Source organism: Petroclostridium sp. X23 (assembly GCF_030013905.1).
In the GTDB taxonomy this organism is placed as follows: Bacteria; Bacillota; Clostridia; order SK-Y3; family SK-Y3; genus X23.
On sequence record NZ_CP124862.1, the window covers coordinates 3,852,740 to 3,877,307 of the forward strand.

Below are 24,568 nucleotides of genomic sequence, written 5' to 3' on the forward strand. Positions count from 1 at the left end.
GAACCGAAAGCTAAAAAAGAGCAGGATAACAATTAAAGCGGAGGGTATCTATGATGAATAGATTATCTTTTGGCAAGAAAAAATCCTTTTATTAATTACATTTCACAAGCCTATCTCTAATACAACTCAAGTCATTATAGGTATCAATACAACATGTCTTTTCCCAGAAATATACACACCCAAGTCCTAGCAGCGTTGTACCCATCATAGCGGCATACATACACTGCCTTTTTTTCAATGTCATTTTGAGTACAAATATAGTTTGTGTAGAATAATACTATTTAAATAGATTTATGGATAAATATTGCTTTACGAAACATGAAATAACAATTATACTCATAGGTAATACTGAGCAGTGAATAATGAATAGTGAATAGTGGCTAATGTCATCAGATGTTATAGAAAGGACAAAATTTCATTAGGACAGATTTAGTTGCCCGTTTAGAATGCGCGCATGTTAATAGCAGTTATGACTATTTGCAGTTTCGATTAATATCCTGTTTTAGAATGCTCTATAGTTTTACTAATGATTTAAATGAGGAAGTGACTAAATGAAAAATCAAATTCCTGTACACAAAAATGAATATTACGAAATGGATATACATAGCATGGGGCATGAAGGAGAAGGTGTAGGCCGTATAGAGAATTTTACGGTATTTGTACCTCATGCGTTACCGGGAGATAGAGTAAAAGTTAAGATAGTAAAAACAAAAAATACTTATGCTTATGGCAAACTAATAGAAATCGTTAATCCTTCAGAACACCGTGTAGACCCTGTTTGTCCATCACATATAAAATGTGGAGGATGTCAATTACAGCATCTTGCTTATTCGGAGCAACTAGAGCTTAAAAAGCAGAAGGTAGTGGACAATCTTCAACGTATCGGAAAATTAGAGGATGTAGTTGTACATGATACCATAGGTATGGAAAAGCCGATGCGATACAGGAATAAGGTACAGTTTCCTGTAGGCAGGGATGAAAACACCGGGAAGGTTAAAGTGGGTTTTTACGCTCCAAGAAGTCATGATATTATTGAAACGGATGTCTGTCAGATACAACATGAGATTAATGATAGTATTATTGAAAAGTTGAAACTTTGGATGGAAGAAAATAATGTTTCTGCTTATCAAGAAAAAACACGAAAAGGCCTGGTACGGCATATTTTTACCCGTGTCGGATTTGCAACGGGAGAAATCATGGTGGTCTTAGTAGCTAACGGTGCCAAAATACCTAATCCCCAGCAGTTCATAGATGCGATGAGAAGTGTAAATGATAAAGTCAAAAGCATCATATTAAATGTTAACACCAAAGCTACAAATGTTGTTTTAGGACAAGAGAATAGATTGCTATGGGGAACCGAGTCAATAATTGATTATATTGGGGATGTAAAGTTTCATATCTCTCCCATGTCATTCTACCAGGTCAATCCTGTACAAACGGAAGTACTGTACAACAAGGCTTTGGAGTGTGCACAGCTAAATGGTGATGAAACGGTATTCGATCTATATTGCGGGATAGGAACCATATCGCTGTTTCTTGCCAGGAATGCTAAGAAAGTGGTAGGGGTGGAGATCGTAGCTGAAGCAATAGAGGATGCAAAACAAAATGCGGCACTTAACGATATCCATAATGTAGAGTTCCATGTTGGGGCAGCGGAAGAAGTGATTCCTAAGCTGTATAATCAAGGGTATACAGCGGATGTGGTAGTCGTAGACCCGCCGCGCAAGGGATGTGATGAAGCATTATTAGATACCATTGCTAAAATGCAGGTGGACAGAATCGTTTATGTATCATGCAATCCCAGCACACTGGCCAGAGATTTGAGATATCTTGAAGATAGGGGTTATAAAACTATCGACGTACAGCCAGTAGATATGTTCCCACATACGGCACATGTTGAAACGGTGATTCTAATGACGCGTTGTGGTCAAAACGATAAATAAGACACTCTAACCACAAGATGTTGTGGTTTTGGTGCAAAAAATGGGCAAAAATTAGGCTAAAAAGTGCCCGATTTTTGCCCTGATTTTTAAGGGAAAATATAGATGACATCGGCTTATTTGAGAAATGGCAGATGGAAAACGAGGCTTTGAGGTAAATAATAACTTGTACGCATTTGGCGGAAAAGGCGCATAAAAGATTGATTATATATAGACACAACAAAACTCACTAAATAAGGAGGATGCTATGAACTGGGAACCATGGACAGGCTGTTATAAAATTAGTGATGGTTGTACATATTGTTATTTTTATGGACCCCATGCAAAACGATATGGTCAAAACGTCATAGAAAAAACAGACAAATTTGATTGGCCTATAAGGACGAATGCAAAAGGCGAATACAACATTAAAGGTAACAAAATTCTTGCAACATGTTTTGCAACTGACTTTTTTCTTCCTGAAGCAGATGAATGGCGTAAAGAAATATGGGCTATCATCAAGAAAAGAACAGATATAGAATTTTTGATTTTGACAAAGCGGATTGACCGCTTCCTTGTATCGCTTCCGTCAGATTGGGATACTGGATATGACAATGTGAATATTGGATGTACTGTCGAAAATCAAATATTAGCCGATTATAGGCTTCCATTATTTTTATCCTATCCGATAAAGCGGCGTTTTATTGCCTGCGCACCGCTCTTAGAAGCGATAGATTTAACACCTTATCTTCATGGAGTAGACCATGTTACAGTTGGCGGTGAAACGGGGCGAGAGGCTCGTGAATGTGATTATGATTGGGTACTTAATATCCGTGAACAATGCGTAAAAGCAAATGTAACATTTTGGTTCAAAAATACAGGCTCACTTTTTAAACATGACGGAGTAGTGGAAAAAGTAAATCCATTTAAGCAAACCAGTATGGCGAAAGAGCTTGGTATAAATATTTCAGACGGAAAAAGGTTGTTTTGACAGGAATGGAATAGTATAAAACATTATTGCCTATTTTGTTTGATTAATGTTCTGAACCAGTCCAATTAGTATTGGGCGCAGTGCACCTCATTGGTCTAATGAGAATATAGCAGGCATGCCTAACATTTTAAAATTAAAATGAAGAAAATCCAGAGGTACCTCGATGATAAATCTTCGTGCCTCTGTTTTCATATAAAACCAAGAACAACTTAATAAATGCATCGGGCAAACAATCAAGAGGTTATGTTCTTCGTTACTGAAAAGCATAGCCTCTTTTTTAATTGTTCGATTTGCAGAAAAAGAAAGGATTGATTAAAGTGATTACAAGATTTATGAGAGATACACCTCTCTCTGCCATAGAAATAGAAATGCAACTTATTCCCGGCTTTACTCCTCGTGCTTGGGGAACATTCCGAAGCCAGCAAAGATATGTGAATCCAAACCCAATTCGGTATGAAGAATTGCTGGGGCTGCTTTTGAAAGAGATAGAGATTCAGGCATTTGCTCTGCGAGTGCAAAAAATCATAGAGGTTGGGAGCAACCTCGAAGAAAGCGAGGTGAACCAAATGCTTTTTAGAAATGCAGAGCATAAAAAGAGATTTCAAAGTATCTGTAAAAGCGGTCTGTTTCCGAAGCCAGAAGAAAGCTACGGATATGCAGCCGCTATTTTTTTACTCTCTGCAGATGCATTTGTCCGGAGTAAAGCAAAAAGTTGTGTAGGCAGCCAACTCATTCATTTTGAAGCTATCCGCATTCATGGTGTGGATTTAGATGGATATGCCATCTTTCATATGGCAAAGGAGCTTTACTCTGGAAAGGAACACATTACAGTTTCTGAACTAAGTGATCCGGAGCTGATAAATGATAAGCTCCTGCGACTTATTGTTAATACCTTTTTGGTAAGGCGATATGGAATCAATGTCATCAAGGGAGGGATGTAAAATGCCTAATCATGTAACAAATATCTTAAAAGTGCATGGCGATGAGGATAAGGTCAGAGCTATGTTTGAGACAATAAAATCAGATAAAGTCGGCATTGGCAGTATTGATTTTAATAAGATAATACCAACACCAGATAACATCTATCATGGCGATCTTGGCAAAGAGGAATTAGCTAAGTATGGCAAAAACAACTGGTTAGATTGGAATATTGCCAATTGGGGCAGTAAGTGGAATAGCTATGGATATAGGGATACCGCATTACAGGATTTTAATAGCAGCTGCATAGAGTTTCAAACAGCTTGGAGCAACGTAGACAAAGTAATCAGCCAACTTGCAGAACAATATCCGGAACTGTGTTTTGAATATCTGTGGGCAGATGAGGATTTTGGAAATAACACAGGGAAAAAAGAATACGAAAACGGTGAGGAAGTTTTTTGCGATATTCCGTTTGGAGGTTCTAAGGAAGCCTTGGAGCTAGCCGCTGAAGTGCATGGTATCGACCTCGCAGATGAGGGCTACCTCTATAACGAAGGAACAAATGAATATGAATATCATCCTGATGAGTCGCCACCCATGCAAATGTGATAATGCGCGGCTCTTTTCTTTTGCATAGGAGGTAGTGTAATATCAATAGTTTTATCAGTTGGGTGGGCGGTAAAAAAGCCCTCCGAAAAATCATTTACAAGCTGTTCCCAAAAGACTTCGGCAGATACATTGAAGTCTTCGGCGGTGGAGGCTGGGTGTTGTTTGGCAGACCGCCTGCTCCAAAGGCAATGGAGGTATACAACGATTTTAACTCCAACCTTGCCAATATGTTTTACTGTGTGGAAAACCGAACTTGGGAGTTTTTAAGACATCTCGGTTTTCTGCCTATTAACTCGAGGGATGAATTTATAGTTATCCGCAAATTCATGGTGTTTATGTTAATCTAAAAGTAGGCAATCATTTCATTTGAAAAATCGGCACTTCTAAATTATACTTTCCCATATAGATTCAAATCTTGTCTTAGTATGGGGGAGTAATGGAGTTGATAACTTTGAACATGAAACAACAAATCATCCTGTTGTGGCATCAAGGTCATTCAAAATCTGAAATTGCTCAACGCGTAGGACGTCATAAATGCAGGAATTGAAAAGAGCGGTCGAATTAATGGGACGCGCATGATGCGTCACAATGCAGCTTCTCGTATGGTACGCAAGGGAATTCCACTTCCTGCAATAGCAGAAGTTCTTGGACATTCAGATCCCAACAGTACCCTGATTTATATTTCAACAGATGGAGAAAGACTTTCCGAATGTACCCTTCCTCTTCCGGGAGGTGCTTATGAATAATTGTAAATCAATTGATATTTTAGCAGAAGACTTTCTATCATACAAACGTGGTATTGGGTATCAATATATCACATCGGAAACCTATCTTAATGGATTTGTTAAATATACCCATCAAAATTATCCAAATGCAAAGTTTCCGAATAAAGATGTTATCCTTGCATATCTGGATACAAAAAAAGATTATCCAGGTGCTCTGTATGGATTAACAGCAGTCCTGAGAGAATTCAGCAGGTACCTTCTTAATCAAGGATGTGAAAATGTATATGTGATTCCTCCAAAGCGAATGCCTAAGCTATACCCAGAACCGCCTTATTTTTTTACAGAGGATGAGACAGTCCACTTTTTCCTTGCCTGTGATTCCGTCAAATCTAATCAATCATTTAAAGGCCGCGAATATGTTCTTCCTGCATTGTTCAGGATTTTATATTGTTGTGGACTCAGGTGCAAGGAAGTACGTAAGTTACTATGCAGTGATGTACATCTTTCTGAGAACTACATTGACATCTTGCAGTCAAAGGGAGCTAAAAGTAGAAGACTGTTCATCAGCTGGGAACTGTCAGATTACCTAAAAGGGTATAATCAGAAGATAGAAAACGTATTTCCGGGCAGAACATATTTTTTCCCACGATCCCTGACCGATTATTATACGGCAGGATTCATCTCCGAAAATTTCAAACGTCTTTGGAAGCAGGCATTCTCTGATTGGGATGGACCGATATCACGACCAAGGGCATATGATTTTCGCCATCACTTTGTCTGGGCAAATTTAAACCGTTGGGTAAAAGAAGGGACGGATATCAACGCTATGCTTCCATATCTTGTACGGTACATGGGGCATCAGCATCCTAGCAGCACCCTGTATTACTTTCGCTTTGTCCCAGAATTTTTCCCTGTATTCACAGAACTGTCAGAATCCTTAGAAGACATCCTGCCGGAGGTGCCCTATGAAGAAGAATGATATAGACAGCAGCCAATTCTTCTGGAATACCGCGATGGATTATATCAGGCATTATTTAACTGATATACGAAAAGCCAGTGGCAATACTATTTCAGCATACAGAAATGCATTGAACCATTATATTGACTATCTGGAAAAACAAAAACAATACAACCGTAAGGACATCACCTTTAAGGAATTCAACCGTAAAAATGTAAAGGAATACATGAACTGGATGCTGAATGACCAACAACTTGCACCAAAAACATGCAATTTGAGGTTGACTGCAGTGCATGCCCTTATGGAGTATGCCTCACAAGAGAACTTTGAACTAATGGAGAAAACAAAAAAGCATTTAAAGTGTTATCTCAATGAATTTCATGATGATAACAAACCAGATGCACCGCTTTTTTATGCAACAACGCATGGTGAGAAACATCATCTTTCGACGGATACGGTAGAGAAAATGCTAAAACGCTATGCAGCAAAATGTATATCAAATGGAACAAAGATGCCCTCAAGTGTCCATTGCCATATGATTCGAAAAACGAGAGCCATGAATTTGTATCAACAGGGAATTCCATTGACACATATACAACAACTGTTAGGACATGAGAATATTTCAACCACCTCCGGATTCTATGCTTTTGCAACACTTGATACCTTAGCAAAGTCATTAGAAAAGGCTAATGAGAGCCAGACCGCTAAAAAGTGGAAAGATAAAAAGGTGATGGAAAAACTTTATCGCCTGTAATCAGCGAAATACTATACCGAAATTTATGCTAAGAAACCAGTAGAATGATACTTTCAACAGAATCTCGGTATAGTTATTTTTTCGGTATAAGCAATGCTATACCGATTTCGGTATAGCATTGCCTGTGGCGCAACTGATTTTCGCAAGCAGATAGAAGGACTGGTGGCGATTGTGAATCTACAATTCAGGCTTGATCCATTCTCAGACAGATGTGCCTTCATCTTCTGCAACAAAAGAAAAACAGGCATTAAGGTTTTAAGATATGATAAAAATGGTTTTATTCTGGCCAGCAAGAAGCTGCTAGAAGGAATGAAATTTCAGTGGCCAAAGAATCCGGCTGAAGTAAAAGAGATTACATTCCAGCAGATGGAGTGGCTTCTTCAGGGATTGGAAATGGAACAGAAAAAGGCACTTCATCCTGTTGAAATGAGGGCCGGAAAAACCTGTTTTTAAGCTTCGTGAATATGATAAATAAAAGCCAGGAAACACGCATGAAATCAGCACTTTTCAGTTCATCAATATCGCTGGAAATATAGATAAAATCCGTGAAAAACAGAATATTCAGATAGAAAATATGATACAGGCTCTTCTGCATGCCCGTAAGAAACTCTTTGGTGCTTCTTCAGAGGTTACCAAACATGTAGACGAACAGATGAATCTGTTTGAAACAACACAGGAACTGGCAAAGGAACTATTTAAGGAACAGAAAAAAATAACTGTTCCAAGCTACCAAAGAACTGCATCACTTGTGGCGCAGGTCATGTATCAGAAGTTTGCAATGGGGATTCCTTTCAACCGTCAGGAAAAGGACTGGTACCGTATGGGATTGGTATTACCAAGAGCTAACATGGCGAACTGGACGATCCGATGCAGCGAGGAATGGCTTACTCCAATTTACAACCGAATCCATGAGGAACTTTTAAAATGCGAAGTCCTTCACATGGATGAAACAAGAATCCAGTGTAATAAGGAAGAGAGCAAAAAAGCCAGCAGTGATTCTTTTATGTGGGTCATGCGAAGTGCAGCTTGTGAGGAGATAAAAGGAGCATATTTTTACTACTCCAGAACCAGAAGCGGTGAAGTAGCAAAAATGCTATTAAATGGTTTTCATGGATATTTGACCACAGATGCATATGCTGGTTATGAAAAAGCCGAGGGAATAAAAAGAAATTTATGTTGGGCTCACTGCCGCAGATACCTAATCGAAAGTATTCCACTGGATAATAAGGGAAAAGAAATCCCAGGTTCCAAAGGTGCTGAAGGCAGAGAATTCATTAATCTTCTCTTTAAATTGGAAGATGAGATGAAGGAATTAACATATGAAGAAAAGAAAGAGAAGCGTCAGGTGGCGTCACGAGCCATCCTAGATGCCTTTTGGTCGTGGGTTGAAGAAACATCTGCTCTTTCTACTACAAATGAGAACCTGACAAAAGCCCTTAATTATGCCAAAAACCAGAAAAAATATCTGGAAACATTTTTGGAAGACGGAAGACTTCCCATCTCGAATAATTTATGTGAAGCAAATATTAAACCATATGCTACGGCAAGAAGAGCTTGGCTCTTTGCTGATACACCTAAAGGAGCAACAGCCAATGCTATTCTCTATACAATAGTAGAATCTGCAAAAGCAAATGATCTGGATGTGTATGAATATCTAAGATATATCCTAGCGTCGATCCCGGATACAGATTTTCATAACTATCCTGAAATACTAAATAAGTATCTGCCCTGGTCAAAGGAATTGCCAGAGAAATGCAGATTGAATCAAAGAAATAAAAAGTGCTTCCCAAAATGATAGTATTAGCTTACCACAATGAATATAACGCGGCTATACGTCATCTTTTGAAGCACTTACACAATATAGCGAGAATACCAGTCTATAATAGCGACCATATACATAAAACCACGCTTCATCCTGCAATATGTCACATCAATGGACCATACCTGATTTGGACGGTCGATTTTTAAGCCTCTAAGAAGATAAGGATATAGATACTTTTTGTGCAAACGCTTACTGAGGTTAGGACCAGGACAAAAGCCGTGTATCCCCATTTCACGCATATAACGGCGTGTCCTCTTGCGGTTAATTAAAATATCATAATCTCTATTTAAAATGATTGTCATCCTTCGGTATCCGTATTCAGGATGTGCAGTATAAACTTCATCAATAATACGTTTGATTTTGTACTCTTCATCACTCATCTCTACTGGTTTATAGTAAAGGCTTGTACGGTTAATGGAGAGCAGTTTAGCCTGTCTTACAATACTGAGCTTTTTATCATTTTTATCGATCATATTTATGCGGTCTTCACGAGACTTAGATTTGGCCAGATTTTTTTTTGAGCCAGGCATTTTCATAAGAAAGCTGCCCGATTTGTTTTAACAGTTCATCTTTCTCCTTTTCATATGACTGTTTGGCCTTTTCTAATTCATCTGTTTCTTTTTTGAAGACTGCTGCTGCATTGTTAATGAATTCTGCTTTCCAACGGCTTAACATATTAGGATGTACTTCATATTCAGCAGCAATTTCGTTAAATGTTCTTTCTTCTCGTAAAACCTCCATAACAATTTTTGCTTTTTGTTTGGGTGTAAATTTTCTTCTTTTTTCCATAATACTATTCTAACTTATTTGCGCTGTTTTGTCAGTCTTGTTTTCTGGTATCATTATATTTTGACCATGCCCCGATTTGCCGGACACAAAGAAGCCGAATATAATAATTATAGGAGGTTTTGTAAAGATGGGCAATACACGGTCATACGACAAAGATTTCAAAAAAGAAGTATTACGTTTAATTAATGAAGCTGGCAAGAGCGTAGCGGAAGTTGGAAAAGAGCTTGATATTCCGGCAACCACAATACATGGGTGGATAAAACAGGCCAAGAAGCATAAAGATGATGCTTTTCCCAGTAAAGGTAATCTGCATGAGTCTGATGTGGAAATAGTTAAGTTAAGAAAAGGAAATGCTGAGCTTAAAATGGAACTAGAAATCTTAAAAAAGGCTACAGCCATCTTCATTAAAGACCAGAGATAGTGTTAAATATGTCATCAATAAAAAGGAGACCATGCTGGCAAGAGAAAAACAATCTCTTATCAAGCAGGCCTTTAGTGAAGGGGTGAAGCCCCTGTTTTTGATATTCCACAAGTCTCGCCTCCAATAATGTTTGCAGGTGTTGGGATGTATTTGCTACGTTCATTTCCGTTTCTCTGGCTATTGTATCAACTGTTTTAGACCCTTGTGCTAAAATATCCAATATTTCCAATCTTTTAGGACTGGCAATCGCTTTTCCAATTCTAGCAAGTTGTGCATAAGTACTATCTTTAAGCATATGAGATTCTTGGTCCATTATTTCTCCTCCGTTCAAGCATTCAAGCATTCAATTATTCAAGTAATCTGTTGATTGTTATATTATATAAATGCTATACTGTGAAGTATATATTACAGCGAAATAAGAAATGAAAGGAATGTTTCAATTGATATATCTGGAGTACAATGCTACAGCGCTTATAGACAAAGATGTGGCTGATGCTATGCTTCCTTATATTTATGAAAATTACGGAAATCCATCCAGTGGCCACAAATTAGGAATAGCAGTTAAAAAAGCAGTTGAACAGGCTAGGGCTAGTATAGCTGAGCTATTAAAGTGCACGAATAATGAAATATTTTTTACAAGCGGCGGCAGTGAATCAAATAATACAGTAATTAAAGGGGTCGCCCATACGTATCGACATAAAGGTGATCATATTAAATGTCAGTTTTTTAGGATATAACGGCAGTGATATACTTTCAAAACTAGGCGATGACATCGCAGCATCAACCGGATCAGCTTGTCACGCTGGTTCTATTTCCATATCACCTGTTTTAAAAGCAATGAATATTCCTTATGAAATTGCTAGAGGAGCAGTAGGATTCAGTTCGGGAAGATATACAACACAAGAAGAAATTGATACTGTCCTTAAAAGACTTAAGGAAATCCATACAACTAAATAAAATGTAAAGGAGAAAATTATATGAGAGTTGGATTAATCAGATGTATGCAAACAGAGGATATGTGCCCTGCTACTACTTGCTTAAAAGTTATGAATCAAAAAAAACTAGCCTTTGAAGGAATCACAGAGGATATTGAAGTTATTGGTGTAACTACCTGTGGCGGCTGCCCGGGTAAAAAAGCTGTAACAAGAGCTGCCGAAATGGTAAAACGGGGAGCGGATACAATTGTATTGGCGTCCTGTATTTTTCGGGGCACTCCGATAGGTTTCCCATGCCCTCATGCTCAAGCAATGAAAGATGCTATTATTAAAAAATTAGGCGATGCCATAAAAATTATTGACTATACACACTAATTAATGTATGAGTGAATCATTTTGAACGATTTAATGAAAAGAGGAGGGATCATCATGAAACTGGGTATCATTATTGAAACAAAGGAATATGAAAAGGCATGGAATGCATTCCGTTTTGCGGTTACTGCAAAAAGAACGGGCATGAGGTAAAAGTATTCCTTAGTGAGGCCGCCACGAGGGTTGAGAGGCTGAAAGGCTGATATACGTGCATAGAAGATGCACAATAGTAGAAGCTGTCCTGGAATTGATTATAAAGCAGCGGATGCTTTCGGATTTACAAATCCCTTCTGTTGTAGTATAATAAGCATAAAATGAGAATACAATAATGCTACGAAGCGAGGTGATTGGGATGATGCATATAAAGCCATCTGCGGCAATTCGAAAAAACTACAATGAGATTTCCAAGTTGTGCAGGCGGTCGGGAGAACCGGTATATCTGACCAAAAACGGAGAAGGTGATCTGGTGGTAATGGACATTGAAGCCTTTGCCAGACGTGAAAGCATGCTGCGCCTCCGTGAAAATCTGATAGCTGCGGAGGAAGGCAGGTTGAGCGGCAAAAAAGGTTATTCCATTGACGATGTGTCCAATATGATGAAGGACGCTGTCAAGGAGGTATTGGATGGACAGTGAAAGTAAGATGTATAATGTGATTATCTCCGATGAGGCGGCTCAGATGCTGGTATCTCATTCCCGTTTTCTTGCACAGGCTAGTGAAACGGCAGCTCTGCAATTTATTGCCGAGTTTAATGAAAAAGCAAGATCCCTAGAGAAGTTTCCGGAGCGAAACCCATGGCTTTCCGACTCATTGGTGCCATCAGGCAAATACCGCAAGCTTCTGATGGCGAAGCGGTATTTGCTGGTTTATCAGGTGAAGGACAGTACCGTATACGTAGATGCCGTGGTGGACTGTAGGCAGGATTATGGTTGGCTGCTGTAGGCATCTTGGCTTATGGGATCTATCGCTATTGAAAGTGAATCGAAGATGGAAAGAAAAATCATTAGTGTTTGAGGAACTGAACTACTATATAAAATGATTTTAACATAAGAGTAAACCAAGTGAATCGTCACAGAGATGTGGTGGTTTTTCTATGGAAAAAACAACCGATTTGTGCAGTAAACAGCGAAACTGAAAGAACAGCCCGCCAAGCTCAAGGATTACACGGATTTCGACAATAACATTATCAAGAGTAACGAACTGATTCGGATGCTTAAGAAACAGGAGGATATTCTGGAAGAATTTGATGAAGTGCTGGTGAAACAGTTGATAAAACCGTCAAAATCATGTCCGAGGATAAAATCATTATCGTCCTCTCTAAGGCTCTTGGAAATAAGACAGTTATGTCTGGTTCAATCAGCAGAGGAAAGAATGATCCCAGCCAGAGCCTCCAGATGATCCAGCGACCATTGATGACACCGGATGAATTAAAAACACTTCCCAAAGGACGCTTTATATTAGCAAAAACAGGATACTCTCCAATGAGAACAACGCTTAAGCGCGGCTATCTTTGTGTCCTTTTCATTGTATATTTGAATCATATGAATGAACTGTTCTATTTCTTTACTTTTGTATAAGTATATAATCAAGTAAAATAAATAGAAAATTGGGGTTATAATTATTATTTATCAGAATCAGAAAATTTATTTTCAATTCTATATTTATAGGGGGTTGTTTGGTAATAAGTTTTAAAATATCTAATATAGGAGCTTATGGAATGAAAACCTACATCCAATGCAATATCCGTTACCGACATATCTGTAGCAATAAGTAATGATGTGCTCATATGTAGGCGATATTTCAACAAATATTGATAAGGAGAATCATGTACAAATTTTTGAAAGCAACGTAAACATTCTGTTTTACTGATGTGGGCAGCATCGGCAATATCCTTTATGGAAATTGGCTGTTTATAATTAGTGTGTATTATAGTAATTAAGGCTCGTATTCGTTCGTGATTTTTTGAAGGTGATACTTCTTTCATTTCGTGAAGAAGAGAGATAAATTCTAACCAGACCATGGATAATTGAATAGAAAGACGATATTCGTGATGCCTGTATTTGCTATCTTGAAAATATAACTTGTCTAAAAGGCGTATCTGATAAAGTACAGAATTGTGTGTTGGGATATTAGAGCGCAGTAAATAATGTGTGAATATAGGGTTATTAATGATTACACCCACATCATCATGTTCCATAATGCTTCCAGAAAAGAAAGATAGCATTCGTGCTGGAATAATGTAGCTATGATAATGACAATCCTCTTTTTCTGTGATGTGATGCAGTACGGTTCGATTAATAAATATACAGTCATGTTCGTGTAAATCAAATACTTCATCATATATTTTAACGTGAACAATTCCCTTTAAAATATAAACAAATTGCACCTCATCGTGCCAATGTAATACCTGAAATCCTTCATTGAAAGGGGTGCAGATGCGATGTTTTACATTTAAGACTAGAAGTGGGAATTGCGTTGTGTGATAAGGGTTATGTGAGTATACAGGGGCTTTTGTAAACATTTAGCAAACCTCCTTTAATGGTTCTTTTTTTATATATTATAGGCTGAATATAACTACTTTTCAAGATAATATGGATTTATAATTATATTATCTTGAAAAGATTGAAGGAGGAAAAAACAAATGATAATTGATGGAAATAAAATTGAAAAAGCGGCAATGCAAGAGTTCCATAAAGGAAATAGACAAGAAGGATTACGCATTCAGGAGGAGTTTGCATCTAAATTTCGTGAAGAATTCAAATCAAAAGATCATTGCCCTTGTCAGAAGGCATGCAGATACCATGGAAACTGCAAAGAATGTGTTGCTATTCATAGAGCTCATGAAGAGCATGTACCAAACTGTATGAGAAATATGATAAACAAAAGAATAGGATTATTGTCTGAATTAACGGAACATACTATTGCAAATAAAATAATTCCGCCAAAAGAGGTTTAGAGAAAAGAAATAAAGGAAAGCGGCGACATTAAATCTGCTACATAACTAATATATGTACAAGAACATTAAAAAGAGATTGTATTTCTCATTGGAGAAGTGTGATTATAGAAACAAATTATTAGATGATTTTAATATTATATTAAGTTATAAGAGCAAACAACTAGACGCTCATGTCTGTTTGGTTGCTCTTTTTTGTTCCGCAGTACTATTCCTCAGTGTCATTCCCCGTCTCTTGTCCTTCGTTTTCAACACATTTTTCAAAATTAGGAGGACAATATATGTCAGAAAACAAGGGATATACAATCGTTGTTAAAAGAAGCCGTGTGGATGTCAGCGAAGCTATCTTCCATGCACATCATAAAGAGCGTGAAGCTGAAAGATATCAAAAGAAACTTATTCATCAATTTGAACTTTCCTTGGAATGATTCCAAGATGATGGTGTTGATGTGGAGTTTTTGATCACTCGTTTTCAGTGAGTATAGAGGAGAAGCGAAGAACCGTACAGCGAGCCGTCGCTGACCTTGAACAGTCCGGACATCTTATCAAGGAACAGCGGTGGCGAGAAAATGTTGGGAAAAGTAGTCTGTTCTTTACGGTGAAGTAGGCAAAAAATATATCAAACCATCAAGGGAGCAGTCTGCTTTCTTGGTGGCATATGGTATGTGACATTATGGCTTATGCAGTGAAGAACTCACTCTAAGGATTTTATTTATCAACAGAGAAAGAACAAATAGATTATCTAAGTATATAGAGAAAACCATCCTCCAAAGAAAGATGGCTCCTAGCTATTTCGTATCCAATAATGTCTTAATAGTAGCTGTTGCAACCTGTAAATCTCTTTCATCGCACAAGTGAATCATGTGGATGAGGTGTTCTTTTTTCTTGTCTGTATGTTGAATTTCAGGGAAAAAGATTAAATCTGCGGATATTTTTAATGTTCGGATAATCTTAAACAGCACTTCCATGCTGGGCTGTCTGTTTTCATTTTCTATGGCCATTATGTACCGTGTGGTGACACCCGCCTGTTCGGCAAGAGCTTCCTGCATGATAAAGAATTTAAAACAACTTCATTATGTTACTGCTATCGGAAATAATGTATAGAAGCAATTTACTGTATGCTTTTTATGGCACTTGGTAAACCGTTAGGTGGCTGGGTACTTTCCGCCGGACGTCAGGCCGTGTTCTTTATTCCTATTATTCTGATGCTTCCCAACTTCATGGGATTAAACGGAGTGATAGCCGCTCAACCGATTACCGACATTATCACGATGATCATCATGGGAATTTTAGCAGTAAAGCTGAATGGAGAAATCAAGCATTCTGCAAAGGCGCAGGCATCTAATGCAAAATTGAATGTAATGGGAAAATAGTCTTGGTATTTACGCTTGGTAATGAAACATGTCACCTAAAAATATAAAGAAACTTATAAAAATTGAAGGAGAAATGAAAATGAAGATTAAGCAGATTTTAAATCGGATTTATGTAAATGAGATGACAAACAGGGAGGGCGAATAACATGACCATAGACAAAATGTTTATCATGGAACTTGAACACACATACAGAAAGTCATTCCCTGAAGAGTTGAGACAATATCTACTCATGAAATATGAGGAAGAGGCGTTTCCATATGAATTCACTGAACAGGATCTTTATGCTAACATCAAGCAGGATATTAGTGAATATGAAATTGGAAAACTGGATGTTACAATAAAAAGCCCGTCTGAGCGCTGGCAGGATGAGCGTGAATACCTACGCAAATTGTATATTGATAAATACTTTGAGACACGTGAACTTGAAGACTATATTGCTGAGCTGGAACATATGCTTTCGGAGCATGGGCTGAAATCTTCTGGAATGACAAAACAACGAATTGAATACTAAATATGTACCCAAGGAAAGGCCTGTAGCGCAAGCTATACAACAAGCAAATCCGACTGGTGGTCTATAAATGTTATACAAAGGTTAAAAGGGGATATGAAAACACTGTATGCCTTTTCCCTTTAGGCTTTTGGTGATAATGATAAAGCATGGCAGATGATGATAAGTCAAAAGTGGAAACGTTGATACCTTGACTTATCATCAGAACCACCGGAACATTGGATAAATATTGAATTTAGGAGTGGTTGAAATGACTAAAGTCAAAGAGTTGCGAATAGTAATTAAACGAATTAACAACAATCGCTTTTTCGTAAAAGATCGGGAATATGATTATCTTCAACTATTAAATTGGTTTAGAGATCATATCATGAATTGAAAAAACTGTTTTAATCCTGCAATGATTACTTATCATATTCCATATATTACATATTAATACAGTTGCAACTTTGTGGAAAATGTAGTTGCAATACTATGAAAAAATCACTTGCAACTTTTTGCAAAAAGTACTTGCAAAAAACATTTTTTAAGAAAGTACTCTTATTGAAAATTTGCTTATATTGCTTCTGATGGAAAGATTCCTGTTGGAAAAATAACTGAAAAAGCTTCAGAACAAGATAGGTAATGTGAGATATTAAATTCTATAAAAAAAATAATTTTTGAAGCAGATTATATGAGATTATTTATATTTATATGACCTTTAGCAGACGATAAATTTCATCTGATATTTTTATGGAAAGCTTGCTTGACATTTCGCTTTAATTTGATATAATGAAAATATGTAAAGTAAACTTTCCGCGGAAAGGAGTGTAGATTTGAAAAACAGATTAGAAGAAATTCGAAAAGCGAAGGGTATCAAACAAGAAGATTTAGCCTCTGCGCTTGAAGTTTCAAGACAGACAATAGGCTCTTTAGAAAATGGACGATACAATCCATCAATCATTTTAGCTTTTAAAATTGCTCGATATTTTGAGATGAGCATTGAAGAAATTTTTATTTATGAGGAGGAAGAAATATGAAAAAATCAGATATATATGTAGGAATCGGTTATACCCTATTTGGAATTGTGTGTATTTCAATTGCTCTAATTACAGAATTTAAGCTTCAAGGTATTTTATGGGGACTGGGGGGAGCTGGGATTGGTCCTGGATTGGTAATGATCTTGAGATTTATACATTGGTCAAAGCCTGAAAATCAGACTGAGTACAAAAAAAGATTGAAGCAGGAGAAAATTGAGATGTTTGATGAAAGAAAGATTATGCTCAGAGATAAAAGCGGTTGTATAACTTATCGCATCATGTTAGGGGTTTTTTGCTTTTTGATAATAGTATTTTCTATACTTAGTGCACTTGGGTATTTTATACCATTTTCAAAATATGTTGTTTTCGGATTGGTCATAATGCTTGTTTTCCAGTATATCTGTGGAATTATAGTTTTTAATAATCTTAACAAAAGACTATGAGCATACCCCATGTCACTCAGAGTTTCGAGGAACATTGCGCATGTAATAGATGTTGTTAAGAGCGACCATCGCAGTGTTTTATGATTGCCACTTTTCTGTTCTCAATCAAGCTGTATTGCATTAATATGCTTAAGTTAGTATAATACTATCTGTTAGACTATTTATATAAAAGGAGGATTTATGTTTATGTTAGGTACACTGGAGTCGGCGTTATACTCGGAGGTAGATGCTGAGTAATACGCAATACCTCCGAGATATTCAATAAGAATATTATATTTTGGAGGATAAAAATGAATACATTAAAAGAATATGGTCTTAACGAATGCTTCCTTAACGAAGCGTCGTTATATCCAAACTTAAAACCTGCTAGAGTTATTGCCCAATTTAAGGGACTATATAAGATTGCCACAGAAAATAGTGAATGCTTTGCAGAGGTGACGGGGAAATTCCGTCATGATACAACGTTAGTTTCACTGTTTCCGGCGGTAGGTGACTATGTTATGGTTGCTCATTCTGATGATCACGGACACGCAATGATACACCATGTTCTCACAAGAAAAAGCTCTTTTGAAAGAACAGCAGTCGGTGTAACAGGCCAATCGCAGGTCATAGCAACAAATGTTGATGTTGTGTTTCTTTGTATGTCACTCAACAATAATTACAACTTAAGCAGATTGGAACGCTACCTTTCTATTGCGTGGAGCAGCGGTTCTACTCCTGTAATTGTTTTAACGAAATCTGATTTATGTGATGATTTGCAAAAAAAACTACAAGAAGTAGAAGGTATAGCTGCGTTTAGTGATATCATTGTTACTTCCGCTCTTGATGATACGGTTGATGAAAAAATCTTTTCGTATCTGAAACCGGGAATAACGGCTTCATTTATCGGATCATCCGGAGTTGGGAAATCGACTCTTATCAATAAGCTAATGGGAATAGATGCCCTAGTAACTGCGGAAATCGGTAAGAATGATAAGGGAAGACATACAACAACAGGTCGTGAAATGCTGATACTCCCAAATGGAGGGATTGTCATTGATACTCCAGGTATGCGTGAAATCGGTATTGAATCAGCTGATTTGTCAAAATCTTTTGCTGAAATTGAGGCATTGGAGGCCAAGTGTAAATTCAGAAATTGCACGCACACTTCAGAACCGGGTTGCGCTATACAAAAAGCGCTTGCTGATGGTTTAATAGAGAAGCGAAGACTTGATAATTATTTCAAAATAAAGCGTGAAGCAAAATACGATGGACTCAGTTCAAAGGAAATTGAAACCAGTAAATTTGAGATGATGTTCAAAGAAGTTGGTGGAATGAAAAATGCACGTAGGCATCTAAAAGAACAGAAAAAGCAGAAGTTTTGATTTGGAGGAAAAGGCAAATGATCATTCGATTAGAAAATAGCAATGATTGGTTTGAAGTAGAAAATTTAACCCGTGAAGCGTTTTGGAATGTATACCGTCCAGGCTGCACGGAGCATTTGGTTGTTCATAATTTCCGAACGCATCCTGCTTTTGTAAGTGAACTAAGCTTTGTAGCAGAAGAGGAAAACAGCAGGAAAATTATTGCACATATTATGTATTGTAAGGCAACTATTTTATCTGACAGCGGGGAACAAAAAGAGATTCTTATGTTCGGGCCTGTCAGCGTATTGCCGGAATTTCAGCGTTGCGGTATTGGAAGAAAAATAATAGACTACTCTTTGCAAAAAGCCAAAGAATTGGGCTATGGAGCGGTTGCAATTACAGGAAATCCTGAATACTATCATCGATTTGGTTTCCAAAGTGGTTCAAAGTTTCATATTTACTATGCTGATTTACCACGCAATGAAGAAGCACCGTTTTTTATGATTAAAGAATTGTTGGAGGGATACCTTGCCGGAATCGTCGGCAAAATTATAGAACCGGATGCTTACTCAGTGTCCGATGAGGATGTCGAAGAATTTGACCTGAAATTTTCTCCTAAGATCAAAGAAAAACGTCCCGGACAGCTTGTTTGATGAAAATAAATTAGTCAGAATATGAGCATTTGATGAGTTAAGAGTAGTATTGGTAAAACGGTACTGCTCTTAAACATTAATATTAAACCAGAGGATACTGCATTGTATTAATATGATTAAGTAGAAATAATGTTTTTTAACATATCATTTATATTTTGCGCGGTTAGAGTATCGGATAAGAAATCAGAAAACAGTAAACAGGCAATTATTGTGCTTCATGAGATTTGAGTATTTCAGGAAGGTTGCAAGTTCACCTATTGAAATGCCCTATTATGGCATGCGTAATTATTCCTACAAAACTTTGGAATCAAGGTGTGTACCACCTTGCCCTGCTTGCCGCTTTTGTTAGCAAATAAAATAAAAATGAAAAAATAGTTAAAATGGTGCTACGATGTGCGGTTCTCACCTATAACAGAGTGCAATTTATTTATACCTGCTTCTATTTCATCAAGTTTTGTGTTGCCGTAGCCGAAAATCAGAGATTGATCATATGGGGTGATGTAATTATCTGATATATAATGTCTTTTCATACTGTCCACTTTAGTCTTTTGAAATTGAACCCCCTCACAAATGTATGTGCCAGAACCACTTTTTGAATATGCGTATCCTTCGGCTATTAGTTGCTCATAGCTTTCAATTACAACATTTCTTGCTATATTTAAATATTTTGACAGATCTCGTGATGAAGGCAACTTTTCTCCCGGCTGTATTGTCCCACAAAGCGCGAATTCTTTAATGGAATTATATATTTGTTTTGACAGATAACTCGCAGATTCTCTATCAATTTTTATGTGAAGCATACAGACCCCTTTCAAGTGGTTCTAAAAAATAATTAACAATGTGGAACTTAACAGAATCGCTATTTTGCGATAAAGTATATCATAGAAATAAAATAAAGTAAATCCAGGAGGAAAAAATGATTGAAATTCATTCTAATATGGGGGGGAGTTAATGAACACCTATACTTTTTTAATTACATCATTAATAATTATTCTTATTCCGGGTACAGGAGTTATATATACTATTTCCACAGGGATTTCAAAAGGGAGAAAAGCAAGCATGTTTGCAGCTTTCGGTTGTACAACAGGCATAGTTCCTCATCTATGCGCAAGTATTTTACTTTCTTCTTTTCTTGTAAAAATGAGTCAAGAAGCTTTTCTAATTATGAAAATGATAGGTGCTTTATACTTACTGCACCTTGGATTTGGAATGCTGTTTTCCAAAAATGGATTGGAATTTGGCAATGCACAAACGGAAGATAAACCAACGACTATAATTCGTCGTGGGATACTAATAAATTTATTAAATCCAAAGCTGACATTATTCTTTTTTTCGTTTTTACCACAATATGTGAGTTCAAAAAGCCAAAACTATGTTATTGAATGTTTACTTTATGGTTTTGCATTTATGATGCTCACCTTTGTAGTATTTATAGGATATGGAATGTTGGCAGGAACAGCAAAAACAATAATTAATTCTCCCAAATTGATGAATTTAATTCAGAAACTCTTTGGTATTATCTTTATTGTTTTTGCTATTCAACTTTGCTTAAGTTCACTATAGTAATTTATCGCAAAGGAGATTATCAATGGAAAGTGCTTGTGTCAGATCGTAACAAAGCATCTAAGAAGTGCTGAGGCCGTCATCTTTAAGCTTATAGGAAACAACCAAAAAAAATGAAAGGGGTGTTGTCGTATCTATTCACTGAGTAAATTAGAGTCCATTTGTTGCAGATAGCAGAGGCTATTTGCAATAAATTATTAAATTTAAAATAGCCTTTGCTTATTCCTAAGAAATATCACAAATTAGGAGGAAGCAAATGAGTTACCTGAATGGAAAATCTGTATTACCTAAAAAGTTATTAGTTGAGATTCAAGAATATATTGATGGTGAGTATATCTATATTCCACGAAAGGAATGTAATAGACAGATATGGGGTACTACCAACCAAAGTAAGCGATGTACCTTTGACCGAAACCAAGAAATCTTCAACAAGTATATGTCCGGCATTTCAGTAGAAACCCTTGCCGAAGAATATTTCCTTTCTGTCAAAACCATCTATGGAATAATTGCCAAAATGAAAAGATGAAGAATTGTAGAACGCCAATGTTTCATGACTTTTGGCGTTCTTATTCTTTTTTCAGAAAAGAGTTGAAGGGTTACTTTTCAATGGCTATATAGTACAATTAATTAAAATCAAAAGAAAGAAGGAGATAACAGTTTGAAGTTCATTAAAAGCGATAAATATGAAAAACAATTTGTTGAAGAAAATCTTATGGGGCCTAATTCCTTAAAAATGGTTGAGGAATTGACTTCTACATTAGACTTACACCCGGGTATGAAAGTTATGGATTTGGGTTGTGGCAAAGGATTGACCTCAATTTTTTTGGCGAAGGAATTTGGTGTTCAGGTTTTTGCGACAGACCTTTGGGTAGGCGCAACTGAAAATTATAATCGTTTTAAGCAAATGGGATTAGATGATTTAATTATTCCTATCCATGCTGACGCAACGGACTTACCATTTGCAGAGGAATTTTTTGATGCAATTATTAGTGTTGATGCGTACTACTATTTTGGAAGAGAAGCATCATTTATGGATGATAAAATTGCACCTTTTGTAAAATCAGGTGGACAGATTGCATTGGCTTTCCCCGGATTTAAGAAAGATATTCACGATAATTTACCACCTGAATTTTTGCTTTCTTGGAAAGCAGAGGATTTGGAAACATTTCATAGCTGTGAATGGTGGAATAATCTTCTTGCTCAGTCCCAGAAAATCCATATCCAAAGTATTGAAGAAATGACCTGTTTTGAAACTTGCTGGAGCGATTGGCTTAGTAGCGATATTGAATATGCAATCAATGATAGGAAGTCGATGGAGGCTGGTGCTGGAAAATACATGAATATGATTTCTGTACTTGCACAGAGAAGCAATAAGTTAAGGTAAGCCGCCGTTGTTTTTTACCTCAAATGTTGAATGACAAGTGAATGCTTCGCAATACGACGGTTAATGAAGAATACCGCCGTATTACGAAAAAGTACATATCCAGCGAAATATCAAAAAGGAAAATTATAACCGCTGCTTTTTCCTATATACTTAAAGAAAAAAAAGAAAAGAGTGATGTGATTTCCGGCATATCGGATACTATAAAATCATTAGTATAGGTATCGTTGGATAAGAGTAGATAAAATCAAATTTATAGGTAAAGGGCTTACTGTTTTATGCAGTTCTGTTTTTGTGCCTATTTATTGATTTTATTCTGCTTTCACATCTTTAATCATTTGTTGATTAAAGTCGCAGAATAAAATCTGCGGCTTTTTATTATTTTATGAAAAGGGAGAATAGTGATTATGAACTTGAACAAAAGTTTTTTTGAATTGCCATCTATCAACACAATAAGTGAGACAAATTTTTGGAATGAAGAATATATCTCTAAAGAATTACTGACGGCACATCTTGATTGTAATTCAGATGGAGCAAGTAGAAAAAAAGATTTTATTGATAATTCTGTCGCATGGATATCTCAAATTACACCTTCTGAAAAGTTCCCTATATTATTAGATGTAGGCTGCGGGCCAGGATTATATACTGAAAGATTTTATCAACATGGATATGAGGTAACAGGAATTGATATTTCTCAAAATTCCATAGACTATGCTCGCAATTCTGCATTAGAAAAAGGATTCAATATTCAATATGAGTGTCAAGATTACTTAAAAATGCAACTAACAAACAAGTATGATTTAGCAACTATGATTTATTGCGACTATGGTGCTTTATCATCTTATAATCGTCAAATGTTAATGAAAAAGATATATGATTGCTTGAATCAGGGTGGGGTTTTCTTGTTGGACGTATTCTCTATTGAGAAGTATGCAAAATTTAAAAATGAGCAATCATGGGAATTCTGTCAACACAATGGATTTTGGGATAAAAACCCATATCTATTACTAAATACAAACTTCAAATATGAGAATTTTACTACTTTAGAACGAGCTATTGTAATTACAGAAGAAAACACAAAAACATACTATATTTGGAACAAATGTTTTACAAAGAAAAGTTTAATTGATGAAGCAAAAGAAGCTGGCTTTAAAGTAAAAGATATTTTTAGTGATGTTACAGGGAGTCCATATGCAGACGATAGCGAAACCATTGCTATTTTATTTGTTAAGTAGCTGAAATAATCATTTTATAAATTTTAAATCTGTTTACTGCAGAAAAAAATTGCTTTGTAAACCTAATATGTATTGATGAAGGTATTGATTCATCACAGACGAGCGGCAAGTTGCTAATATCTGTTCTTTCTGCTGTGGCTGAAATTGAAAGAGAAAACATCATTGAGCAGACCCTGAATGGGCGCAAGGAGAAAGCCAGGCAAGGTGGATGGAATGGAGATTTTGCTCCCTACGGTTACTATTTGAAAGATAAAATGTTTTTTTATTCAGGAGGAAGAAGCAGAGGTTATTCGATTAATATATGATAAATTCGCAAACTCCAATATAGGATATGGAGGAATAGCAAAATATCTTAATTTACAAGGTGTAAAAAAAAAATTCAAAGACAAAACGGAACACTAAAAGAATGGAGCTTAGATGGTTTGTATGATATAATCGTTGAGTTAGAAGAAAAGATAGAAGATGCAGAATTAAAACGTCACTCTGTTGAGATGAACGCTATTACACTTGATAATGTTTACAAGATGATGATTAACTTTGAAAAGGTATATGATAAAATCAGTGATGAAGAGCGAAAGGCTCTTATATCTTCGTTAATTAAAGAAATTCAGATATAACCCCGTGATGAAGCGGAAGTACCGTTAAAGTCGATTTCATTTAATTTCCCCGTATATAAAGATGGGAAAGTAGTACAGGAAGTTTTGTGGGATAAAGGTAATACCGTCAAGACGATAATTCTGATGGCGTATTGTGGTTTGGACAAGAAAATGTAGACTTTGACCACAATATGCTGTGGTTTAAGAGTGATTTTGGGACAAAAAATGAGTTCGAAAATGACGTTTTTGACCCCGAAAAGAGGGCGAAAATATAGATGACATAAGCCT

Annotated in this window: 36 protein-coding genes and 4 pseudogenes; 35 read left to right on the plus strand and 5 right to left on the minus strand. The window is 36.6% G+C overall.

Features of this window, described 5'->3' with window-relative positions; translation table 11 throughout:
* The first annotated feature begins 551 nt into the window (after nucleotides 1–551).
* The 10 genes and pseudogenes from rlmD (at nucleotide 552) to QKW49_RS18105 (ending at nucleotide 8,669) form a co-directional block, all read left to right on the plus strand.
* Entirely contained in the window at nucleotides 552–1,943 is a 1,392-nt protein-coding gene (gene rlmD, locus QKW49_RS18060; protein ID WP_282864052.1) for a 23S rRNA (uracil(1939)-C(5))-methyltransferase RlmD, read from the plus strand.
* 244 nt (nucleotides 1,944–2,187) lie between these two features.
* Nucleotides 2,188–2,910, plus strand: a complete 723-nt coding sequence (locus QKW49_RS18065; RefSeq protein ID WP_282864053.1) for a DUF5131 family protein — start codon at nucleotides 2,188–2,190, stop codon at nucleotides 2,908–2,910.
* Between the two features lie 317 nt (nucleotides 2,911–3,227).
* Nucleotides 3,228–3,851 (plus strand): hypothetical protein, encoded by a 624-nt coding sequence (locus QKW49_RS18070; protein ID WP_282864054.1) that lies wholly within the window; start codon nucleotides 3,228–3,230, stop codon nucleotides 3,849–3,851.
* Nucleotide 3,852: 1 nt separating this feature from the next.
* Nucleotides 3,853–4,437, plus strand: a complete 585-nt coding sequence (locus QKW49_RS18075) for a hypothetical protein (RefSeq protein WP_282864055.1) — start codon at nucleotides 3,853–3,855, stop codon at nucleotides 4,435–4,437.
* Nucleotides 4,438–4,478: 41 nt separating this feature from the next.
* Nucleotides 4,479–4,766: pseudogene (locus QKW49_RS18080) on the plus strand (DNA adenine methylase); the annotation flags it as partial.
* Between the two features lie 246 nt (nucleotides 4,767–5,012).
* A complete protein-coding gene (locus tag QKW49_RS18085; RefSeq protein ID WP_282864056.1) occupies nucleotides 5,013–5,183 on the plus strand; it encodes a tyrosine-type recombinase/integrase in 171 nt (56 codons plus the stop codon).
* Nucleotides 5,176–6,141, plus strand: a complete 966-nt coding sequence (locus QKW49_RS18090) for a tyrosine-type recombinase/integrase (protein ID WP_282864057.1) — start codon at nucleotides 5,176–5,178, stop codon at nucleotides 6,139–6,141. The genes QKW49_RS18085 and QKW49_RS18090 overlap by 8 nt, the downstream gene beginning before the upstream one ends.
* On the plus strand, nucleotides 6,128–6,874 hold the full coding sequence (locus QKW49_RS18095) for a tyrosine-type recombinase/integrase (protein ID WP_282864058.1): 747 nt from the start codon (nucleotides 6,128–6,130) through the stop codon (nucleotides 6,872–6,874). Before QKW49_RS18090 ends, QKW49_RS18095 begins: the two co-directional genes overlap by 14 nt.
* 93 nt (nucleotides 6,875–6,967) lie before the next feature.
* Nucleotides 6,968–7,327 carry an IS66 family insertion sequence element accessory protein TnpB gene (gene tnpB / locus QKW49_RS18100; RefSeq protein WP_282864059.1) on the plus strand — a complete coding sequence of 120 codons (360 nt, stop codon included), beginning with the start codon at nucleotides 6,968–6,970 and terminating at the stop codon, nucleotides 7,325–7,327.
* A gap of 121 nt (nucleotides 7,328–7,448) precedes the next feature.
* Complete coding sequence (locus tag QKW49_RS18105; protein WP_282864060.1) at nucleotides 7,449–8,669, plus strand: IS66 family transposase; 1,221 nt, start codon at nucleotides 7,449–7,451, stop codon at nucleotides 8,667–8,669.
* 59 nt (nucleotides 8,670–8,728) lie between these two features.
* Here the strand turns inward: QKW49_RS18105 and QKW49_RS18110 are convergent.
* Nucleotides 8,729–9,485: pseudogene (locus tag QKW49_RS18110) on the minus strand (IS3 family transposase); the annotation flags it as partial.
* Nucleotides 9,486–9,612: 127 nt separating this feature from the next.
* Here QKW49_RS18110 and QKW49_RS18115 point away from each other — a divergent pair.
* Nucleotides 9,613–9,906, plus strand: a complete 294-nt coding sequence (locus QKW49_RS18115) for a transposase (protein WP_282864061.1) — start codon at nucleotides 9,613–9,615, stop codon at nucleotides 9,904–9,906.
* Here the strand turns inward: QKW49_RS18115 and QKW49_RS18120 are convergent.
* Nucleotides 9,890–10,219 (minus strand): metalloregulator ArsR/SmtB family transcription factor, encoded by a 330-nt coding sequence (locus QKW49_RS18120; protein ID WP_282864062.1) that lies wholly within the window; start codon nucleotides 10,217–10,219, stop codon nucleotides 9,890–9,892. The two genes, QKW49_RS18115 and QKW49_RS18120, sit on opposite strands and share 17 nt — an antisense overlap.
* A gap of 118 nt (nucleotides 10,220–10,337) precedes the next feature.
* Here QKW49_RS18120 and QKW49_RS18125 point away from each other — a divergent pair, with 118 nt between their 5' ends.
* The 7 genes and pseudogenes from QKW49_RS18125 to QKW49_RS18155 all read left to right on the plus strand — a co-directional run.
* Entirely contained in the window at nucleotides 10,338–10,643 is a 306-nt protein-coding gene (locus QKW49_RS18125; protein WP_282864063.1) for an aminotransferase class V-fold PLP-dependent enzyme, read from the plus strand.
* Nucleotides 10,609–10,863, plus strand: a complete 255-nt coding sequence (locus QKW49_RS18130; protein ID WP_282864064.1) for a hypothetical protein — start codon at nucleotides 10,609–10,611, stop codon at nucleotides 10,861–10,863. Before QKW49_RS18125 ends, QKW49_RS18130 begins: the two co-directional genes overlap by 35 nt.
* A gap of 20 nt (nucleotides 10,864–10,883) precedes the next feature.
* Nucleotides 10,884–11,216, plus strand: a complete 333-nt coding sequence (locus QKW49_RS18135) for a CGGC domain-containing protein (RefSeq protein WP_282864065.1) — start codon at nucleotides 10,884–10,886, stop codon at nucleotides 11,214–11,216.
* Between the two features lie 349 nt (nucleotides 11,217–11,565).
* Nucleotides 11,566–11,847, plus strand: a complete 282-nt coding sequence (locus QKW49_RS18140; protein WP_282864066.1) for a type II toxin-antitoxin system prevent-host-death family antitoxin — start codon at nucleotides 11,566–11,568, stop codon at nucleotides 11,845–11,847.
* Nucleotides 11,837–12,154 (plus strand): type II toxin-antitoxin system RelE/ParE family toxin, encoded by a 318-nt coding sequence (locus QKW49_RS18145; RefSeq protein WP_282864067.1) that lies wholly within the window; start codon nucleotides 11,837–11,839, stop codon nucleotides 12,152–12,154. Before QKW49_RS18140 ends, QKW49_RS18145 begins: the two co-directional genes overlap by 11 nt.
* A 267-nt stretch (nucleotides 12,155–12,421) precedes the next feature.
* Nucleotides 12,422–12,610, plus strand: coding sequence for a hypothetical protein (locus QKW49_RS18150; RefSeq protein ID WP_282868239.1), 189 nt, complete (start codon nucleotides 12,422–12,424; stop codon nucleotides 12,608–12,610).
* A pseudogene (locus tag QKW49_RS18155) lies at nucleotides 12,523–12,711 on the plus strand (type IV secretory system conjugative DNA transfer family protein); the annotation flags it as partial. The gene QKW49_RS18150 and the pseudogene QKW49_RS18155, both read left to right, overlap by 88 nt.
* A 122-nt stretch (nucleotides 12,712–12,833) precedes the next feature.
* Here the strand turns inward: QKW49_RS18155 and QKW49_RS18160 are convergent.
* Entirely contained in the window at nucleotides 12,834–13,733 is a 900-nt protein-coding gene (locus QKW49_RS18160; RefSeq protein ID WP_282864068.1) for an AraC family transcriptional regulator, read from the minus strand.
* A 120-nt stretch (nucleotides 13,734–13,853) separates the two neighbouring features.
* On the opposite strand from QKW49_RS18160, the gene QKW49_RS18165 reads away from it, so the two are divergent.
* From QKW49_RS18165 to QKW49_RS18175, 3 genes and pseudogenes are all read left to right on the plus strand, one after another.
* Nucleotides 13,854–14,168, plus strand: a complete 315-nt coding sequence (locus tag QKW49_RS18165) for an LPS biosynthesis protein (RefSeq protein ID WP_282864069.1) — start codon at nucleotides 13,854–13,856, stop codon at nucleotides 14,166–14,168.
* Nucleotides 14,169–14,446: 278 nt separating this feature from the next.
* Entirely contained in the window at nucleotides 14,447–14,593 is a 147-nt protein-coding gene (locus tag QKW49_RS18170) for a hypothetical protein (protein WP_282864070.1), read from the plus strand.
* A gap of 53 nt (nucleotides 14,594–14,646) precedes the next feature.
* Nucleotides 14,647–14,772 (plus strand): annotated as a pseudogene (locus tag QKW49_RS18175) (helix-turn-helix domain-containing protein); the annotation flags it as partial.
* A 181-nt stretch (nucleotides 14,773–14,953) separates the two neighbouring features.
* On the opposite strand, the gene QKW49_RS18180 reads toward QKW49_RS18175, so the two are convergent.
* Nucleotides 14,954–15,214, minus strand: a complete 261-nt coding sequence (locus QKW49_RS18180) for a helix-turn-helix transcriptional regulator (protein ID WP_282864071.1) — start codon at nucleotides 15,212–15,214, stop codon at nucleotides 14,954–14,956.
* Between the two features lie 69 nt (nucleotides 15,215–15,283).
* Between QKW49_RS18180 and QKW49_RS18185 the strand changes: the two genes are divergently transcribed.
* The 6 genes from QKW49_RS18185 (at nucleotide 15,284) to QKW49_RS18210 (ending at nucleotide 19,505) form a co-directional block, all read left to right on the plus strand.
* Nucleotides 15,284–15,538 (plus strand): hypothetical protein, encoded by a 255-nt coding sequence (locus QKW49_RS18185; RefSeq protein ID WP_282864072.1) that lies wholly within the window; start codon nucleotides 15,284–15,286, stop codon nucleotides 15,536–15,538.
* A 146-nt stretch (nucleotides 15,539–15,684) separates the two neighbouring features.
* A complete protein-coding gene (locus tag QKW49_RS18190; protein WP_282864073.1) occupies nucleotides 15,685–16,050 on the plus strand; it encodes a hypothetical protein in 366 nt (121 codons plus the stop codon).
* Between the two features lie 809 nt (nucleotides 16,051–16,859).
* Entirely contained in the window at nucleotides 16,860–17,063 is a 204-nt protein-coding gene (locus tag QKW49_RS18195) for a helix-turn-helix transcriptional regulator (RefSeq protein ID WP_282864074.1), read from the plus strand.
* Nucleotides 17,060–17,506: a hypothetical protein gene (locus QKW49_RS18200; RefSeq protein WP_282864075.1), complete on the plus strand. Its 447-nt coding sequence runs from the start codon at nucleotides 17,060–17,062 to the stop codon at nucleotides 17,504–17,506. The genes QKW49_RS18195 and QKW49_RS18200 overlap by 4 nt, the downstream gene beginning before the upstream one ends.
* 284 nt (nucleotides 17,507–17,790) lie before the next feature.
* Nucleotides 17,791–18,870, plus strand: a complete 1,080-nt coding sequence (gene rsgA, locus QKW49_RS18205) for a ribosome small subunit-dependent GTPase A (protein WP_282868175.1) — start codon at nucleotides 17,791–17,793, stop codon at nucleotides 18,868–18,870.
* A gap of 17 nt (nucleotides 18,871–18,887) precedes the next feature.
* Nucleotides 18,888–19,505 carry an N-acetyltransferase gene (locus QKW49_RS18210; protein ID WP_282864076.1) on the plus strand — a complete coding sequence of 206 codons (618 nt, stop codon included), beginning with the start codon at nucleotides 18,888–18,890 and terminating at the stop codon, nucleotides 19,503–19,505.
* Between the two features lie 386 nt (nucleotides 19,506–19,891).
* On the opposite strand, the gene QKW49_RS18215 is transcribed toward QKW49_RS18210, so the two are convergent.
* Nucleotides 19,892–20,305, minus strand: coding sequence for a winged helix-turn-helix domain-containing protein (locus QKW49_RS18215; RefSeq protein WP_282864077.1), 414 nt, complete (start codon nucleotides 20,303–20,305; stop codon nucleotides 19,892–19,894).
* 151 nt (nucleotides 20,306–20,456) lie between these two features.
* Between QKW49_RS18215 and QKW49_RS18220 the strand changes: the two genes are divergently transcribed.
* The 8 genes from QKW49_RS18220 to QKW49_RS18250 all read left to right on the plus strand — a co-directional run bounded on the left by QKW49_RS18220 (nucleotide 20,457) and on the right by QKW49_RS18250 (nucleotide 24,301).
* On the plus strand, nucleotides 20,457–21,068 hold the full coding sequence (locus QKW49_RS18220) for a LysE family translocator (RefSeq protein ID WP_282864078.1): 612 nt from the start codon (nucleotides 20,457–20,459) through the stop codon (nucleotides 21,066–21,068).
* A gap of 256 nt (nucleotides 21,069–21,324) precedes the next feature.
* Complete coding sequence (locus tag QKW49_RS18225; RefSeq protein ID WP_282864079.1) at nucleotides 21,325–21,594, plus strand: CD3324 family protein; 270 nt, start codon at nucleotides 21,325–21,327, stop codon at nucleotides 21,592–21,594.
* A 132-nt stretch (nucleotides 21,595–21,726) separates the two neighbouring features.
* Nucleotides 21,727–22,452, plus strand: coding sequence for a methyltransferase domain-containing protein (locus tag QKW49_RS18230; RefSeq protein ID WP_282864080.1), 726 nt, complete (start codon nucleotides 21,727–21,729; stop codon nucleotides 22,450–22,452).
* Between the two features lie 41 nt (nucleotides 22,453–22,493).
* Nucleotides 22,494–22,670 (plus strand): hypothetical protein, encoded by a 177-nt coding sequence (locus QKW49_RS18235; protein WP_282864081.1) that lies wholly within the window; start codon nucleotides 22,494–22,496, stop codon nucleotides 22,668–22,670.
* A gap of 186 nt (nucleotides 22,671–22,856) precedes the next feature.
* On the plus strand, nucleotides 22,857–23,684 hold the full coding sequence (locus QKW49_RS18240) for a class I SAM-dependent methyltransferase (protein ID WP_282864082.1): 828 nt from the start codon (nucleotides 22,857–22,859) through the stop codon (nucleotides 23,682–23,684).
* A 110-nt stretch (nucleotides 23,685–23,794) separates the two neighbouring features.
* Nucleotides 23,795–23,989 carry a recombinase family protein gene (locus QKW49_RS26055; protein WP_349239038.1) on the plus strand — a complete coding sequence of 65 codons (195 nt, stop codon included), beginning with the start codon at nucleotides 23,795–23,797 and terminating at the stop codon, nucleotides 23,987–23,989.
* A gap of 19 nt (nucleotides 23,990–24,008) precedes the next feature.
* Nucleotides 24,009–24,086 carry a hypothetical protein gene (locus QKW49_RS26060; RefSeq protein ID WP_349239137.1) on the plus strand — a complete coding sequence of 26 codons (78 nt, stop codon included), beginning with the start codon at nucleotides 24,009–24,011 and terminating at the stop codon, nucleotides 24,084–24,086.
* Between the two features lie 20 nt (nucleotides 24,087–24,106).
* Nucleotides 24,107–24,301 carry a hypothetical protein gene (locus QKW49_RS18250; protein WP_282868240.1) on the plus strand — a complete coding sequence of 65 codons (195 nt, stop codon included), beginning with the start codon at nucleotides 24,107–24,109 and terminating at the stop codon, nucleotides 24,299–24,301.
* Nucleotides 24,302–24,568: the final 267 nt, after the last annotated feature.

What these genes read in the sequence shown, in the direction of transcription:
- QKW49_RS18160 (WP_282864068.1), bottom strand. Translation starts at nt 13,733, where the DNA reads ATGTTTACAAAAGCCCCTGTATACTCACATAACCCTTATCACACAACG.
- QKW49_RS18180 (WP_282864071.1), bottom strand. Translation starts at nt 15,214, where the DNA reads ATGCAGGAAGCTCTTGCCGAACAGGCGGGTGTCACCACACGGTACATA.
- QKW49_RS18125 (WP_282864063.1), top strand. Translation starts at nt 10,338, where the DNA reads ATGTTTCAATTGATATATCTGGAGTACAATGCTACAGCGCTTATAGAC.
- QKW49_RS18235 (WP_282864081.1), top strand. Translation starts at nt 22,494, where the DNA reads ATGCTTCGCAATACGACGGTTAATGAAGAATACCGCCGTATTACGAAA.
- QKW49_RS18135 (WP_282864065.1), top strand. Translation starts at nt 10,884, where the DNA reads ATGAGAGTTGGATTAATCAGATGTATGCAAACAGAGGATATGTGCCCT.
- QKW49_RS18185 (WP_282864072.1), top strand. Translation starts at nt 15,284, where the DNA reads ATGCTTTTTATGGCACTTGGTAAACCGTTAGGTGGCTGGGTACTTTCC.
- QKW49_RS18170 (WP_282864070.1), top strand. Translation starts at nt 14,447, where the DNA reads ATGTCAGAAAACAAGGGATATACAATCGTTGTTAAAAGAAGCCGTGTG.
- QKW49_RS18225 (WP_282864079.1), top strand. Translation starts at nt 21,325, where the DNA reads ATGAGTTACCTGAATGGAAAATCTGTATTACCTAAAAAGTTATTAGTT.
- QKW49_RS18190 (WP_282864073.1), top strand. Translation starts at nt 15,685, where the DNA reads ATGACCATAGACAAAATGTTTATCATGGAACTTGAACACACATACAGA.
- QKW49_RS18215 (WP_282864077.1), bottom strand. Translation starts at nt 20,305, where the DNA reads ATGCTTCACATAAAAATTGATAGAGAATCTGCGAGTTATCTGTCAAAA.
- QKW49_RS18120 (WP_282864062.1), bottom strand. Translation starts at nt 10,219, where the DNA reads ATGGACCAAGAATCTCATATGCTTAAAGATAGTACTTATGCACAACTT.
- QKW49_RS18220 (WP_282864078.1), top strand. Translation starts at nt 20,457, where the DNA reads ATGAACACCTATACTTTTTTAATTACATCATTAATAATTATTCTTATT.
- QKW49_RS18200 (WP_282864075.1), top strand. Translation starts at nt 17,060, where the DNA reads ATGAAAAAATCAGATATATATGTAGGAATCGGTTATACCCTATTTGGA.
- tnpB (WP_282864059.1), top strand. Translation starts at nt 6,968, where the DNA reads ATGCTATACCGATTTCGGTATAGCATTGCCTGTGGCGCAACTGATTTT.
- QKW49_RS18140 (WP_282864066.1), top strand. Translation starts at nt 11,566, where the DNA reads ATGATGCATATAAAGCCATCTGCGGCAATTCGAAAAAACTACAATGAG.
- QKW49_RS18095 (WP_282864058.1), top strand. Translation starts at nt 6,128, where the DNA reads ATGAAGAAGAATGATATAGACAGCAGCCAATTCTTCTGGAATACCGCG.
- QKW49_RS18085 (WP_282864056.1), top strand. Translation starts at nt 5,013, where the DNA reads ATGATGCGTCACAATGCAGCTTCTCGTATGGTACGCAAGGGAATTCCA.
- QKW49_RS18210 (WP_282864076.1), top strand. Translation starts at nt 18,888, where the DNA reads ATGATCATTCGATTAGAAAATAGCAATGATTGGTTTGAAGTAGAAAAT.
- QKW49_RS18145 (WP_282864067.1), top strand. Translation starts at nt 11,837, where the DNA reads ATGGACAGTGAAAGTAAGATGTATAATGTGATTATCTCCGATGAGGCG.
- QKW49_RS18150 (WP_282868239.1), top strand. Translation starts at nt 12,422, where the DNA reads ATGCTTAAGAAACAGGAGGATATTCTGGAAGAATTTGATGAAGTGCTG.
- QKW49_RS18105 (WP_282864060.1), top strand. Translation starts at nt 7,449, where the DNA reads ATGATACAGGCTCTTCTGCATGCCCGTAAGAAACTCTTTGGTGCTTCT.
- QKW49_RS18240 (WP_282864082.1), top strand. Translation starts at nt 22,857, where the DNA reads ATGAACTTGAACAAAAGTTTTTTTGAATTGCCATCTATCAACACAATA.
- rlmD (WP_282864052.1), top strand. Translation starts at nt 552, where the DNA reads ATGAAAAATCAAATTCCTGTACACAAAAATGAATATTACGAAATGGAT.
- QKW49_RS18065 (WP_282864053.1), top strand. Translation starts at nt 2,188, where the DNA reads ATGAACTGGGAACCATGGACAGGCTGTTATAAAATTAGTGATGGTTGT.
- QKW49_RS18090 (WP_282864057.1), top strand. Translation starts at nt 5,176, where the DNA reads ATGAATAATTGTAAATCAATTGATATTTTAGCAGAAGACTTTCTATCA.
- QKW49_RS18075 (WP_282864055.1), top strand. Translation starts at nt 3,853, where the DNA reads ATGCCTAATCATGTAACAAATATCTTAAAAGTGCATGGCGATGAGGAT.
- QKW49_RS18115 (WP_282864061.1), top strand. Translation starts at nt 9,613, where the DNA reads ATGGGCAATACACGGTCATACGACAAAGATTTCAAAAAAGAAGTATTA.
- QKW49_RS18165 (WP_282864069.1), top strand. Translation starts at nt 13,854, where the DNA reads ATGATAATTGATGGAAATAAAATTGAAAAAGCGGCAATGCAAGAGTTC.